Annotated in this window: 14 protein-coding genes; 6 read left to right on the top strand and 8 right to left on the bottom strand. The window is 43.0% G+C overall.

From position 1 onward, the window contains the following. Positions 1 to 88 precede the first annotated feature (88 nt). On the bottom strand, positions 89 to 3,445 hold the full coding sequence (gene dnaE, locus Q1B03_RS05390; protein WP_299738992.1) for a DNA polymerase III subunit alpha: 3,357 nt from the start codon (positions 3,443 to 3,445) through the stop codon (positions 89 to 91). Between the two features lie 137 nt (positions 3,446 to 3,582). On the opposite strand from dnaE, the gene Q1B03_RS05395 reads away from it, so the two are divergent. Together Q1B03_RS05395 and ytrI are read left to right on the top strand one after the other, a co-directional pair. After that, a complete protein-coding gene (locus Q1B03_RS05395; protein ID WP_044339284.1) occupies positions 3,583 to 3,918 on the top strand; it encodes a YtrH family sporulation protein in 336 nt (111 codons plus the stop codon). Further along, positions 3,915 to 4,418, top strand: coding sequence for a sporulation membrane protein YtrI (ytrI, locus tag Q1B03_RS05400; protein ID WP_299738993.1), 504 nt, complete (start codon positions 3,915 to 3,917; stop codon positions 4,416 to 4,418). The genes Q1B03_RS05395 and ytrI overlap by 4 nt, the downstream gene beginning before the upstream one ends. A gap of 424 nt (positions 4,419 to 4,842) precedes the next feature. Here the strand turns inward: ytrI and Q1B03_RS05405 are convergent, their stop codons facing one another. Beyond that, positions 4,843 to 5,304 (bottom strand): hypothetical protein, encoded by a 462-nt coding sequence (locus Q1B03_RS05405; protein WP_299739660.1) that lies wholly within the window; start codon positions 5,302 to 5,304, stop codon positions 4,843 to 4,845. 2 nt (positions 5,305 to 5,306) lie between these two features. Beyond that, positions 5,307 to 6,095, bottom strand: coding sequence for a hypothetical protein (locus Q1B03_RS05410; RefSeq protein ID WP_299738994.1), 789 nt, complete (start codon positions 6,093 to 6,095; stop codon positions 5,307 to 5,309). A 302-nt stretch (positions 6,096 to 6,397) separates the two neighbouring features. Between Q1B03_RS05410 and Q1B03_RS05415 the strand changes: the two genes are divergently transcribed. Then, positions 6,398 to 6,961, top strand: a complete 564-nt coding sequence (locus tag Q1B03_RS05415) for a sigma-70 family RNA polymerase sigma factor (RefSeq protein WP_299738995.1) — start codon at positions 6,398 to 6,400, stop codon at positions 6,959 to 6,961. Beyond that, on the top strand, positions 6,958 to 7,974 hold the full coding sequence (locus Q1B03_RS05420; RefSeq protein WP_299738996.1) for a DUF4179 domain-containing protein: 1,017 nt from the start codon (positions 6,958 to 6,960) through the stop codon (positions 7,972 to 7,974). Before Q1B03_RS05415 ends, Q1B03_RS05420 begins: the two co-directional genes overlap by 4 nt. 120 nt (positions 7,975 to 8,094) lie before the next feature. Here the strand turns inward: Q1B03_RS05420 and Q1B03_RS05425 are convergent, their stop codons facing one another. The 3 genes from Q1B03_RS05425 to Q1B03_RS05435 form a co-directional block, all read right to left on the bottom strand. Beyond that, the gene (locus Q1B03_RS05425; protein ID WP_299738997.1) at positions 8,095 to 8,958 is read right to left on the bottom strand and encodes a phosphotransferase family protein; all 864 of its coding nucleotides are present in this window, start codon (positions 8,956 to 8,958) and stop codon (positions 8,095 to 8,097) included. 16 nt (positions 8,959 to 8,974) lie between these two features. After that, on the bottom strand, positions 8,975 to 9,823 hold the full coding sequence (locus tag Q1B03_RS05430) for an alpha/beta fold hydrolase (RefSeq protein ID WP_299738998.1): 849 nt from the start codon (positions 9,821 to 9,823) through the stop codon (positions 8,975 to 8,977). An 88-nt stretch (positions 9,824 to 9,911) separates the two neighbouring features. Next, positions 9,912 to 10,946 (bottom strand): DUF4362 domain-containing protein, encoded by a 1,035-nt coding sequence (locus Q1B03_RS05435; RefSeq protein WP_299738999.1) that lies wholly within the window; start codon positions 10,944 to 10,946, stop codon positions 9,912 to 9,914. Positions 10,947 to 11,163: 217 nt separating this feature from the next. Here Q1B03_RS05435 and Q1B03_RS05440 point away from each other — a divergent pair, with 217 nt between their 5' ends. Beyond that, positions 11,164 to 11,544, top strand: coding sequence for a YciI family protein (locus tag Q1B03_RS05440; RefSeq protein WP_299739000.1), 381 nt, complete (start codon positions 11,164 to 11,166; stop codon positions 11,542 to 11,544). Positions 11,545 to 11,777: 233 nt separating this feature from the next. Here the strand turns inward: Q1B03_RS05440 and Q1B03_RS05445 are convergent, their stop codons facing one another. Beyond that, positions 11,778 to 12,983, bottom strand: coding sequence for an MFS transporter (locus tag Q1B03_RS05445; protein ID WP_299739001.1), 1,206 nt, complete (start codon positions 12,981 to 12,983; stop codon positions 11,778 to 11,780). A 379-nt stretch (positions 12,984 to 13,362) separates the two neighbouring features. Between Q1B03_RS05445 and Q1B03_RS05450 the strand changes: the two genes are divergently transcribed. Then, complete coding sequence (locus Q1B03_RS05450; protein WP_299739661.1) at positions 13,363 to 14,328, top strand: quinone oxidoreductase; 966 nt, start codon at positions 13,363 to 13,365, stop codon at positions 14,326 to 14,328. Positions 14,329 to 14,379: 51 nt separating this feature from the next. On the opposite strand, the gene Q1B03_RS05455 is transcribed toward Q1B03_RS05450, so the two are convergent. Next, positions 14,380 to 14,832: a GNAT family N-acetyltransferase gene (locus Q1B03_RS05455; protein WP_299739002.1), complete on the bottom strand. Its 453-nt coding sequence runs from the start codon at positions 14,830 to 14,832 to the stop codon at positions 14,380 to 14,382. Between the last annotated feature and the right edge of the window lie 104 nt (positions 14,833 to 14,936).

Here is a 14,936-nt window from a genome sequence, read left to right on the forward strand (position 1 = left end):
ATGTATAATAAAAATGATAAGTTCAGAGGTGGTCAGACCACCTTTTTCTATTAAACAATAATATAAATAATGGTATTAGTAAAGTATGTTATTGCAATATCACATTTGCTTTACCAAGAATTTGATGTAATTCACGTATTGCCTCTACAGACGGAATCACGCGTAAATTGTCTGGAAGCTGAATGCTCTTTTTTTCACGTTCATAATAAACGATCACCGGGTTCTTCCCTTTAAACCGTTTAATGGTCTGGTGGATGTGCTGCATGCACGCCTCTTCATCCTGCTCCCTGGCAATTTTCAAATATAGCTTCTGATCCCTTTCTTTCACTTTCCTTTCTGCCTCTTGCATGGTTTCGAGGTGATTCACAATGAACTGTAGCTTATCATTGCGATCTTCCACGTTACCGCCAAACAGGAGGATGTTCCCTTCTTTCAGAAGCGTCATGTTATGGCGATACACATTTGGGAACACCACTGCTTCGATTTCCCCACTTTCATCACCTATTTCAAGGAATGCCATCACTTCTCCCTTTTTGGTCCGGATGGATTTCACTCCCATAATATAACCGCCAAATGTGATTTTCGAACCTTTCTGAAGATCGGCTATCTGCTGCAGTCCACACTGATCAAACAGGGGACGATGAGAAGAAACGGGATGATTGGATAAGTATAGCCCCAGTACCTGCTTCTCGAATTGAAGCATGGTATCAATCGTCATAGCCTCCACTTCCACGTATTTAGGCTTCAAGATGAAGGCCTCTTCTTCATGAAACAAATCAGGATCATCTTCAGGGTTCACCAGTTCAGCATGTTGAGCCGCCACATCCAGGCTCGCAAGGAGAATAGCCCGATCTACTTCAAATTCATCGAAAGCCCCTGCCAACACCAGGTTTTCGAGGATTTTACGGTTGATGCTTTTGGAAGAAACCCTCATGCAAAAATCAAACAGGTCCTGAAATGGCTTTTCTTTTCTCGCACGAATGATTTCCTTTAAAGCTGCCGCTCCTATTCCCTTAATTGCCCCCAGGCTATAACGGATGCGATTCTTTCCTTCCACAGTAAAAACAAACTGACTCGTATTAATGGAAGGAGGCAAAATCTCAAGGTCATAAAGCTTTGCTTCCCTAATGTATTGAGCCACCTTCGTCTCATTTCCCACTACAGATGTTAAGAGGGAAGAGATGAAAAAAGCAGGATAATGCGCTTTTAGATAGGCCAGTTGATAGGCGATCATACTATACGCGACGGCATGCGACCGGTTGAATCCATAATCTGCGAATCTCACAATAAGATCATAGATCGTATGCGCCACTTCTTCGGTATAACCTTTTCGAGTCGAACCGGAAACAAAATGCTCCCGCTCCTGATTAAGGACATCCTTTTTCTTCTTCGAAACCGCTCTTCTGAGCAAATCTGCTTCTCCAAGTGAGAAGCCGGCCATTTTCGAAGCAATTTGCATGATTTGTTCCTGATATACAATGACGCCGTAGGTCATTTCAAGGATCGGCTTTAAGTCAGGCAAAGGATATTCCACTTTCTCGCCCCCATGTTTCCGCTTGATATACGTCGGGATGTTTTCCATCGGGCCTGGACGGTATAATGCGTTAACGGCCACAATATCTTCAAAAGAATTAGGCTTCAATCTCTTTAATACATTTCGCATTCCTTCTGATTCAAGCTGGAAAATTCCATTGGTCTGTCCTTTACTCAGCAATTCAAAGGTTTTTGGATCATCCATGGGAATCGAGTCCAGTGAGAAGGATTTATTTGTTCCCATTTGGACGTTCTTCACAATTCTCTCTAAAATACTTAGATTACGGAGTCCCAGAAAATCCATTTTTAACAATCCGATTTCTTCCAGTATGTCCATAGAAAACTGAGTCAAGTGAATACCGGATGCACTGCCCTGGATGGGTACCCACTGCACTAGCGGGGCTTCACTCATCACGACTCCCGCAGCATGGGTGGACGTGTGTCTCGGAAGTCCTTCGAGTTTACATGCCGTCTCGAATAACTTCTTGTAATGATCAGAGCTTGTCACAAATTCCCGGAATCCCTTAGACTTTTCATAGGCTTCCTTAAGCGTGATACCCAACTGATTGGGAACAAGCTTGGATACTTGCTCCTGCTCCTTCATATTCAAGCCGAATACACGACCTGTATCACGCATGGCCGCCTTTGCAGCAAAGGTCCCGAACGTAATGATCTGAGCAACATGAAGGCTCCCATACTTCCCTTCCACATACTCGATCACCTCGTCCCGCCGGTGATCGGGAAAATCGATATCAATATCCGGCATCGACACCCGATCAGGATTCAAAAATCGTTCAAACAGCAAATGATGCTCGATCGGGTCCACATCTGTAATCCTCAATGCGTACGATACCAAGGAACCCGCTGCCGATCCCCTTCCAGGTCCCGTCAGGATCTTTCTTTCCTTCGCAAACTTCATAAAATCCCAAACAATCAGGAAGTAATCGCTGAATCCCATCCTGCCGATGACTTCAAGCTCATAATCCAATCGTTCTATGTACTCATCCGAAACCGTTTCTACCCTCTCACTCAACCCCTTTTCACAAAGATGGGTCAATTCCTGAAGGGCGGACACTCCCTCAGGCAGGGGATATTTCGGCAGGAGCTGTTGATGGAAAGGGATTGTCAGGTGGCACTGATCGGCAATTTTCATCGTGTTTTCGAGTTCCGTGACATGATCAGAAAACAAATCCACCATCTGCTCTTTGGACTTGAAGTAATACTCCTGTGAACCCAACACGTCCCGGTCATCTTCAGAAAGCTTCACTCCGTCCCGGATCGCACTCATGCACTCATGGGCAAAATGATCCTCCTGGTCAAGATATTGAACATCATTGGTAGCGACGATTCCGGCACCCGTTTCGTCTGCCGCCTTCTTTAATAAGGGGATGAGTTCTTCTTCAGCCGGGATGCCATGCTTTTGAAGGCTCAAATAAAATGAATGTTTACCGAACATGCTTTGGAACGTTTGAATGCACTTTATCGCTTGTTCTGTTTCATTTTCCAGCAAAAGGGTTTCAATCTCCCCTTTCATTCCTGGAGTGATCGCGATTAATCCCTCACTATAGGATCCGAGCCACTTCAACGGAATCCCATTTTTGGACTTGGCCCCGATCGCACTCGAAATCTTTAACAGATTTTGATAGCCCGTCTGATTTTTCACGAGGAGAACAAGCGGATAGGACCTTTCTTCGTCTTCTGTTAAAATATCAGCGGTCAACCCGATGATCGGTTTTATATTTTCTTTTAAACACGCCTTATAAAAAGGGATGGCGGCATACATCATATTTTTATCGGTTAAAGCCAGTGCTTTAAACCCTGAATTCTTCGCTTTATGTACTAGTCCATTTATCGAAATCGTGCTAGACAAGAGACTATAGGCACTCGCTACCTGTAAATGAACAAATGACATGTTATGCACAACCTTTTTCTCAATATACCTTTATTATAGGTAAGAAACCGCAAAAAAGAAAATATGTTCTCCCTCATATCTTGTCCCCTAATCCCATATAGTTATCGTAAAGACACGTAATAGATGGAGATGATGAAATGGCAGAAGCTTTCTTTCCGGAATTATTCAAAAGCTTCTTTATTGCTATGGGGGTACTGCTGGGGGGCTCCCTTCTTGGCGGGCTGGCCTCCTTCGCCATGGGGCAGCCTTTATTCATTGAAATGAGACGACTTTCCGATTTCCTGCGCATCTGGGCCATCATCGCGGCAATCGGCGGCACTTTCGATACGGTTTACAGCTTTGAAAAAGGCTTTCTGAATGGAGAAACGAAAGAACTCTTCAAACAATTCCTATTGATTCTTTCCGCTTTAGGAGGAGCTAACACCGCTGCCATGATCATTTCATGGCTCACACAGGAGCATATGCCGTCATGAGAATCCCACCCTTTTACCGGCTTCCTTCCTGGCAGCGATTCTTTGCAGGAATGGTTGTAGGCGGAATCATCAGCTGGATGATCTTCTTATTCATGTTCGGAACCATGCATGAGAAGCAAGCGCAGAAGATAGAAGAACAAAAACATGACATTAGCAAACTGAAAAACACCCTCTCCTATCTTCAAGAAGAATACAAACAATTAAACAACGAAAACGAAGACGAACTCACCATCCAGGAAGTCAAAGTAAAGATCATCAACAATACGAAAACAAAAGTGGAATTACTCAGTATACACGAAACAGAGGACCGGTTGAGCGAGGATTTGCGGAGCCTTTTGACCAAAGACTTAGAAACGGTGTACGGGAATAAGGAACTCATCAAGAAGATCATTGAAAATAAAACCGTTAAATTGAATGACAAGTCCTTTAATTTGAAAGTGCGGGAGATGTACTTTTATACGACTACACAGATTACGTTGGAGTTGAGGTATGAGGAGTGATGAGCTTAGTTTTGTTGTGAACCTGTCGGATGGATGACAGGTTCTTTTTTGTTGAATTCGTGCACTTTAATAGTGAAACCGGCATCTAGAGCGGTCATTTGCTTGTCGGTATCCCTATTCGATACGCATTTGGTGGTATTTTCTATCTCCCTTTTTACTTGATTGCGTCATTTGAGGCTGTGATTGCGTCAAAATTCAATTTATTGCGTCGTTATTTTAGGAATTGCGTCAAAAGAGGGCTTGATTGCATCATTTTCAGTGTTAATTGCGCCAATTTCCAAGATTAGCCAAATTCACCTCACGTTCCTCTCCCCCCTCTGTATCTTCCAATAAAATGATCAAAACGCTTGGTGCCTATAACAAAGACAGGCTCGATTCATGGGGATCACCTGGCCTTTAGTTGAAAAAATTGAAAGATAGACTTTTACTTTATGACTTTCGCTAGTCCTAAAGCAAGATGCTCCCAAAGGATTTTCTCTACAATCTGAGATTTTGTTTCGTCACACTCCACAATGAGAATGACTTCAGATTGCTTCCCCTTTAATCTATGCTTTCCCCGATTTTTGAAAGAGACAAGGAACAACCGGATCACCAGTCCAACCACAAACCCTCCAATTGCACCTATTAACCCCCAATAGATGGGACCCCACTTCAGTTCAAAACCGATGCTAGCCGTAACGACAGCAGATGCTGTGGCCAGAGGCATCGCAATATCAATAAGGGATAATCCGTCGGACCGGTGCAACGTATCAAATAGTTTCCTGCTTTCTTTCCGATTATCAAGTGGGACTGCATATATATCTTCCTTTTTTATCCCTATTTTCTCTAAGTTTGCGATAGCAATTTCTAAAAAGATATGATTTTCGAAAGTTGAAAACAATTGCATGGTCATATACGTTTTTTTCCTTTCAGAATGTGAAATGTTCTTTTTTGATAATGTTCTTTTAAAAAACGCCTCTGTTCTTTCTGATAAAGTTTATTATTTTCGACTGTGTTCATATAGGCATCGACTATAGCAAACCCATATAGGGAGGGAAACATCAGCAACCACTCAGGATTCAATACCTCAGTAGCTCTTTCGATTTCCCCAATAAAAAGCAAGGATACTCCTTCCAACATGTGAGAGTAGTAAAAGAACACAACACTCCAAACGATTACGACAAGTGCTGTCACGATCCGATGAATGTAAAGCTGCCCCAACCCAGGCATAAATAAAGACCATAATGCTGCTAAGAAGGGGGTTCTTTTATCCAAATAATTCATTTCCAATGCCGCGATACTAAAGGTGTTTATTTTGTGATCCTCACGTTCAGAGAGAATATAAACGTTATTCAAATCCACGGTCGTGCGGTAACTATCCCAGATCGCAAAGATGTAGACTGGAATATAAATCAAGAGCCAGCGGGTATCCAATACTTCTTTTGCCATAGGTACGTTCCCCTGGAAAGAATAAATCATGGCCAGATTGACATGTGCTTTCAGGTTTATCACGACTTCCCAAGTTAACAAAAGGTATCCTCTTATATACTTAGAAAGTAATAAATGGCCAAACCCGGGAAAAGACACTGACCACCATGCAATGATGTACGGATTCCTTAAATGGATTTGGGTTGTTCCAAGTATACTGACATGAGCGGTATATCTCCTTGCAGTGTTATCGTTCGTATAGTTATCCAATAAGAGCCCATCCCCAAAAATTAAATAATACCTTTATTTTTCCATACTTTTGAATATTTATGATAACTGTTTCCTTAAATACTGGATTCGAAAAAAACATACCTTTCAAGACGAGCTCAATCGCAATAAATACATATATACTGATGATAGTGAAATCCCCTTTTTACATTTAAATTAATTCTTATTAGGGCTGCACTCATAGTGAAAAATCCAATCATTCAATAAAAAACATGAGAATAACTCCAACATCCATTCGTTGTACATCATGTAAAGGCCTTTCAACCATATAAGGAGCGAAGTAAATGAAAAGTTCACCGACCAATTTCATCATCAGGTTAAAAAAGAAAAAAGAGGATGCATTGGAGTACATTATCGATGCTTACATGCCACTCGCGAAAACCATTGCCAAAAAGATTTTGCACAACAGAAATCGACTTGATATCGATGAATGTATCAACGATGTGTTCCTGACCGTCTGGCAAAATGCCCATCAGTTTAAAGGAGAACCTGAGGACTTCAAAAAATGGATTGGGATGATCACAAAGTATAAAGCAATCGACCGATACCGGCAGGCAGAGAAGCGCAACGCACGTGAACAAACGGACGAATCCCTACTTCAAAAAGGAAGTTCTCTCGAAACCGATACCTCCGTATTGCAGCGGGAAGAAAAAAATGAATTATTAGCGGCGATCAGCCAGCTTGAGGACCTGGACCGGGATATTTTCATGATGAAATATTATTTAGATTTAACGAACAAGGAAATTGCAGATCAATTAAACCTTTCGAAAGCGGCAGTGGATAACCGTTTATACCGCGGAAAGAAAAAGTTAGCGTCGAATGTGAAATTAAAGGAGCGGCTGGTATGAGCATGAAGGAATGGATGGATTTAGATATAGAGTCACTTGAACTTGAAGAAGTGACAGAGTTGGAAAAAAAGCGCGTGAAACAGCATGTACTGAAGAAGCTCGAAAATAAGCACGCATGGAGGAATATCGCTGTGGCATCCGTTATGCTGATCGGAATCTCCACTGCTGCGGGTTATGCCTACCCTTCCTTGGCATCGCAGGTTCCCTTCATGGATGATGTCATACAGTATTTCAGTAATGACGAGGCAGGCAAAGAATTCGACGAGTTCTCGACGGATATCGGTCTGGCTGAGATGAGCAACGGGGTGACCGTCATGATCGATAATGCCGTGTATGACGGAACGAATATAACGGTCTCCTATGCGATTGAAACGGATAAAGACTTCGGGGAAGGCATGAACAGCGGGGCACATTGGTTCGACATCGCAGGTTCGAATGGAAGCGGCGGGAGTAGTGAAATCACGAAGATCGGCCCTAATCGCTATGTCGGTTTGTCTACCATCACGCCGAGCTTTAAAGGCGGGGACTTTCCGGAAAAGGTGGATATCACATGGGAACCACAGACGCTTTACAGCACGTCGAATGATGTAAAGGTCCATGGAGAATGGTCATTCGCCTTTTCCTTAAAACGACTGGTAGGAGACGTCAGGCTCGTAAACGAAACCGTTAAAACGAACGATATTCACTTTACATTAAAATCAGTTGAGCTTACCGATGTTTCAACAGTGATCGCCTATGAACAGGTGGTCACAGACACACTTCTCCTGGAGTGGCCGGAAGTTTCACCGGTATTCAAAGTGACGGACGACCTGGGCCATGTCTACCTGGATGGAACGGGGGGCGGAGGCTTTTCAGCGGATAATGGCAAAACATTGGAAGGCACAACAACATTCAGTACCATTCAAGAAGGTGCAACTAAACTCATCATCAAACCCGTGGAAATTGCCAGTCTGGGGTCCGGGAAAGATCATACTGAAATGGAACTCGAACCCATTATCATTGATTTAGAATAATAATTTCTTCTTCCCCTATCGAAGTTGAAGGACTTTAATAGGGGATCTATTTATTTTCAAAGGATTATAGCGTCCCGATATCGGATTGAATCAATCTTGATACTATTTCATCCATAAGCATTACCTGTATCCCTTCATCCCACTCTCAAATGCTTCCGGGTCGTCATTCTCAACTCCATGGAGTGCTTCCTGCAACGCAAATGTACCCCGGTAAAAGTTCATTCTGGCAAAAATCCGGTCCCCATTCTGATACATCTCCAGGCACCTTCTGACGAAAGGTTCGCCGTAACTGGATAATAGTCCTGCAAAGTCATAAGCGGGATCGCCCACTTCCGATTCACCAAAATCGATGATTCCGGATACTTCATTTCTTTCCCTATTCCAGAGAATATTCGATGCACCAAAGTCTCCATGTGTGAGGACCGGTTTGAAATCCAGAAGTTCATTTTTGGATAAGAACGAATCGAAGTGCCGGCTGACTTCCAGCTTAGCTTTCACATTCATATGGGGAAAGAGTTTCTCTCTGAATCTTTCGTATAAATCTTCAATCGAGCTCCGAATATCATCGATGCTGTTCTTTTCAACCTCTAAATCTTCGACAGGCCGGGAGTGCAATTCAGTCAAAAATTTCACCAATTGGGAAGCGATTTTAAGACTATGTTCTTCATACTCTTTAAAAACCCCTGGCCATAAAGGATCACCCTCAATCAACCTGTATCCGGTAAACACTTTCCCCACTTCTGCGGGCTCCATGGATTGGTAAAGGGGGTATGGGACCGGCAATGAGAGGTTTCCCTTTATACTTTCCAATACGCCCGTTTCTTTCTTCAACTTCCTGATCCCTTCCATGTACTTGGGGAATCGGAACACGATGGAATGGTTAACAATGAGAACATCATTATTCTGACCGATTTCATTCACTTCACTGTGAGTAATCTCAAACTCAGGGTAGACTTCTCTTATTCTCTTTTCATGGATGGGCACTATATATCTGCCTCCTCTATTTCCTATTCTTCCAAAACAACTCATACTCCTCTGCAAACCGCTCTGCCTCTTCAAGAAACGGGTAGTGGTTACTCTTCTCAAAGATGATCAATCTGGAATCCGGTATACCTTCAGCCATTTCAATCGAGTACTTTAATGGACATTGGACATCATATCTCCCACACATGACTAACGTGGGGACTGAAATAAACTCCAGTTTTCTTGTGATATCATACACTTGTAGTTCACGAATAAAAAAGTTCATTCTTGCGGCAGACATCCCTTTATGAATATCAAGCGAAAAAAGTTCACTATATTTTTCAGGTTTATATAATGACAATTTCGTCCTTTCCGCTGAAAGCTCTTTTCTTTTTTCAAGTGGTAAATTCGGTTGCTTCAGTGTTTCAATCAACTCCTGCATCCTGTCAAAATCAGGGTGTGCTTTGTTGTAGATGCAGTCTTCCGAAAAGGTCATATACTCTCTCGCAGCCGCCCCGACAATCACAGTGAAATCCAGATTTTTTGAGAAGTGAATTCCGTAGAGGACGCCCAACATCCCTCCAGTAGAATGACCGGCAAAACCCCACTGACGAAACCCTAACTCTTCCCGTACCGATTCCAGATCAAATATGGTTTCCAGCATACTCAGCTGATATGATTCAGTTGCTTTGTCAGAGCCCCCTGCTTCCCGCAAGTTGATCAAGAAGACCTGGTTGGTTCCTGTGAACGCCTCTGCAAAATAGTCTCCAGTATGATTGAACTCAGAATAATGGTGTGTGACACATAGGGGATCTCCCTGTCCTTTGATAAAAACTTCAAATACTCCACGAGTTGTATGCAGTAATTTTCTTTCCCATTTTTTCATCTCTACACCCCTCTTTTTATACTTTTAAAAAGGTCTCACCTGATCCGGGACGATCCCTACCAATCTTCTGCCCGTCAATCATATGACACTATTCCCACTCACTTATCTTTTTAATATCACTAGCGCTCACCCTTCCAAGTGAGCCTTCTTCTAACATTTCGTCAACTTCAACAACAATTTTATCTCCCTCAGAAAAACCTTGGGCATTTTCAGTCTCTACATATAAAAAGGTCATAACAAAATTCGCTAATTCTTCCCGTTTTACATTCTTCAACGACTCGTAGTCGGTGGCAGTCAAATCCTCTCCAATCAATATCTGATTCTCTTCAACTTCCATGACGTAACCATAAATGACATTTTCACTGGTTTGGGTAGGGTTTTCAGATGAATGAATGATGTACTCAGCGATATCTGTAAACTTGTTCGTTTTTTCACTAGATTCACAGGATTTCCAGTTGAACGTTCGGTCTGCTCCATTTATTTTCACATACATGGAATAGGTATCCGTTTGTTTCTCTTTAGTACATGCATCACTCGAGGGCTTTGAATTCAAATAATTCGCCAACACCAGCTGCTTGTACACTTCTTGCTTATCCTTTTCATTTAGTTGTATGGTTTTTTGTTTTTGACCATTTTCACCATAGGATAATTCTGCTTCAAATACGTCCTGCCGTTTTACATTGTAAGAAACCGTAAGGACCTCACTCATATCCCCGTGGGTTCCTTTACAACCCGTCAGATAATACGTCAGGTTGGTTGGATTTTCTTCTTTATTCATTTTTCGGCATTGAAAGGTATCCACACCGCCATTTCCATATTGATCTCTCGTAAAGTCGTTTTTCACCTCTATATAGTGCCCATCGTAAGATAAATCCGTTATAATGGGATCCCCTTCTATCGTATAGTGGATGACTCTTAAATCTCCTTTTTCATCCTTTTCTACCTGCTGAAAATAATTCTCCATGTTATCCAGCCCTGTGATTCCACCGTGCATATCCATCACATCAGCATTCAGTTCAGAACCCTCTCCATCAGCAGGCTGTGCAGCCTGATCTGATTCCCCGCATCCGGTCAGAATAAAGAGAATAACGGAAAGTATCCACACCCATTTTTGAGTTACCATCATCATCCCTCCTGTTTATAATCAATGAAGAATCAAATTTTTTATCCAACATGCTATAGCATTTAATAGAGTATAAATTACAAGTTATATCTATGAAATAGTTCGGGGTAATGGAAGGAATATCCTTTAAATTTAAAGAATAGGAAGAGGAGAGAGTTTGATGATACCTGTTCGTTGTATTAATAATGAGGTTTTTAAATAGAAGGAGGAATGTTTTATGCTGTTTATGATGATTGTCAAGGCTTCCAAGAATTCGGAAGCTGGAAATCTCCCAAACCCTGAACTTATTGAAAGCATGACTAAGTACAATGAAGCACTGGTTAAGGCAGGTGTGCGGGTAGCGGCAAAAGGACTTCATCCAAGTTCAAATGGGATTCGCCTCTCGTACCCGGAACCAGGGGGAAAACCGGTGCTTACGGCAGGTCCATTCCCTGAAACGGCCGAATTAGTTGCAGGTTTTTTTCTAATTGATGTGAAGTCGAGGAAAGAAGCCATCGAGTGGGCGATGCGGATGCCGGATCCACAAGGACATGGGGAAGGTCAGATTGAATTACGTCAAGTATTTGAGGCGCCGGGGCAAACTAGTAAACATTTGTGACATTGTTTAATCCAACGAAGAAAAAATCATAAAAGAATTCCGGAAAACAATCTTTTAAATTTTACCGATAAAAAAACAAGCTCAGGGCCTTATACTCCGAGCTTGTTTCGTCGCTAGTAACCTCTTATTATCTTTAGATCAGCCGCACGCTGACTGTCAAACAGTGCAAGGAAGAATGCTTCTTCCTTTGTTCTACATGCTCTTTCCATATTTCAACCATTCTATCGTCCCCTTTAGGCTGACTTTCGTTCGATGCCTCGTAGCCACGCTGTTAACAGTACAGCTCCTGCCACCATGATGGCACCGATCCAAGGTGTATGGATCAAACCGATTCCATCCACAATCATTCCTCCGACAAAGGAACCGATGGCAATCCCGACGTTAAATGCGGCAATATTCAGTGCAGATGCCACATTGACCGCTGAAGGAACATATTTTTCAGCCAGGTTCACAACAAGGACCTGCAGCCCTGGCACGTTCATGAAAGCGAATAATCCCATTAGGAAGATTGCAATCAGACCTGCCACTTTAAAGGGTGCTGCAAAGGTAAGAGCTACTAGAATGATGGCTTGCAGAACAAACATCCAGAATAACGCTTTTAATGGACTCTTGTCGGATGCTTTCCCTCCAACGACATTTCCGATGGCGACGGCAATTCCGTATACAAGCAGGATAATACTGACCCACTTCGCACTGAACCCCGTTACGTCTTGCAATAGTGGTGTTAAATACGTGAACGCGACAAACGTACCTCCATACCCCAGTGCGGTGATGGCAAAGGCTAATAGTAATCGGCCATTCGCAAGAATTTTTAATTGTTCGCTGAACTTAGCAGGCGGTGCTTCTTTCAAATCTTTCGGTACAAGGATGGAACTGGCAATGATTCCTACAATACCGAGAAGAGCAACTCCCCAGAATGTGGCTCTCCATCCGAATGCCTGTCCGATGAAGGTTCCAAGTGGTACTCCAGTAACTGTCGCAACTGTCAATCCTGTAAACATAAAGGCAATGGCACTTGCCCGCTTATGGGCAGGCACTAAATCGGCCGCAATCGTCGATCCGATTGAGAAGAATATTCCGTGTGAAAATGCTGTGATAAAACGGGCAACTAACAATAGTCCAAAGCTTGTGGACATCGCCGCAACCGAGTTTCCTACGATGAATACGAGCATCAAGGACATAAGCAGAGATTTTCTGCTCATCTTACCGGTCAATGCCGTCAACACCGGTGCTCCGATGGCCACTCCTATGGCATAACCTGAAATCAACAATCCTGCGAGTGTAATCGATATCGATAAATCATCGGCAATCGATGATAATAATCCTACGGGCACAAATTCTGTCGTTCCAATTCCAAAGGCACTTATGGCCAGGGCAAGTAACGCCGGTGTGCCGCCTTTCGTTTTTGATTGATCTATAGTAGCTGAAGTTGAACTCATAACGTAACTTCCTCCTTAATTGGTTGTATGATTTAAAATGAAATAAGAAACGAAGGCGCCTTTCATTTCTCTGTACACATTATGATAATGAGTACAAATAACTTATGGAAGTACACACTTTAAAGTCATGTAGGTACTTTTTTGTAACCTAGGGACTTCCAAGTGCCTATACGCCTTTCAAACCCCTTCCGCTGAATCCGGCAGGTACTGTTTGAAAAGCTAAACTGAATTATGAGGGATAGCTAACTTTTTGGGAAGAACGCACTTTGAAGTGGCATAGGCACCTGGAAGTACCTATGAACGGTAAGCTCTTTCCTAGTCAAACGGCTGGGAAGTGGGTACACTAAAAAAGGAATGATGTTATAGAGGAGAGTAGATGATGAAAGCACTTGTGTTTGAAAAGTTCGGTGGACCGGAGGTCCTGCATTACCAGGAAATCGATGCGCCCGAAATCGGACCGGATGACGTTTTAGTTGAAATGAAGGCAATCGGCCTGAATTTCGCCGATGTATATAGAAGAAAAGGCAACTATCACTTGGCTGGAAACCCTCCGTACATATGTGGGTATGAAGGAGCAGGGATCGTCAAACAAGCAGGAAGCAACGTCACGGGAATAGAAGCTGGAGACCGAATCGCTTTTGCCGATGTACCGTATGCCAACGCTGAACTTGTGGCAGTCCCAAAAGAAAAAGCCATCCCGCTGCCAAATGATATATCGTATGAAACGGCTGCATCCCTTTTGTTGCAGGGTCTTACTGCTCATTATTTAACGAAAGACAGCTATAAGATAAAAAATGGGGATACTGTTTTGATCCATGCAGCTGCAGGTGGGGTCGGACAGCTCCTTGTACAAATCGTAAAGATCTTAGGCGGAACCGTCATCGGGTTGACTTCTTCAGAAGAAAAGAGAGAAGCGGCCCTGTCTATTGGAGCCGACAACATGTTTTTATATAGCGACGACTGGAAGCAACTGGTGAAGGCTGTGACTGATGGTAAAGGCGTAAACGTTGTCTATGAATCAGTGGGTTCCACATTGATGGACAGTTTCGAGGTCACACAGATCGGAGGGACGGTCGTATTCTTCGGTATGGCGGGAGGCGATCCGGTTTCCGTTGATCCCCGTATGCTGATGGACACCTCGAAAACCCTGACTGGCGGAGATCTGTGGAATGTGTTGACATCTCACGAAGAACGGGTGACCCGCTCACACGAGTTATTCGGTTGGATTCAGGAAGGAAAGTTGAAGGTTTCTGAACCAACGGTCTTTCCTTTAAGCGAGGGTGCAAAAGCTCATGAATATTTAGAGAGTAGAAAAAGTACTGGTAAAATCTTATTCATTCCTTAATCAAATACTAAAGAGACCCGGTCCCTAAAACGGAACCGGGTCTCTTATACCTTATAAATCCTGCGACAACCGAACCATATCCCTGCACTGGATCCCATTCTCAAAAATTGGTTCAGGATAGTGCCTGACAAAAAAGTCCAAATCCACCCCGACAATTCTGAATCCACACTTTTGATAAAGGGCCAACTGGCCAACGCCTGAGTTCCCAGTCCCAACTTCGATGGTCTTGTAGCCTTTCTCCCTGGCAATCTTTACAGCATCCCTTACCAGCTGTTTCCCGATACCTTTTCCATGCAGGTCTTCTAAAACGGCTACATTGACTAGTTCAATCGTTTCGGGTCTTGTGGGAAGTAATACGTATGTGCCGACAACCTTTTGTTCAAGCTCCGCTACAAAGCATTCGCCCCTTGAAACGTATTCCTTCACAATCTCCTCTGAAGGATCTGCCAAGAGGAGCAATTCCATTGGAAATTCTTCATTTGTCTTCCGTTTTCTGATAATCATTTACTGCCTCCACTGAATGTTTCGTGATCAATTCCAACCTAAGCATAACGTATTCTTGGCGGGGAGGTAATGGCGTTTCTACATAGTTAGAGAAAAAAATATTC

Source organism: uncultured Rossellomorea sp. (genome assembly GCF_947488365.1).
Lineage (GTDB): Bacteria > Bacillota > Bacilli > Bacillales > Bacillaceae_B > Rossellomorea.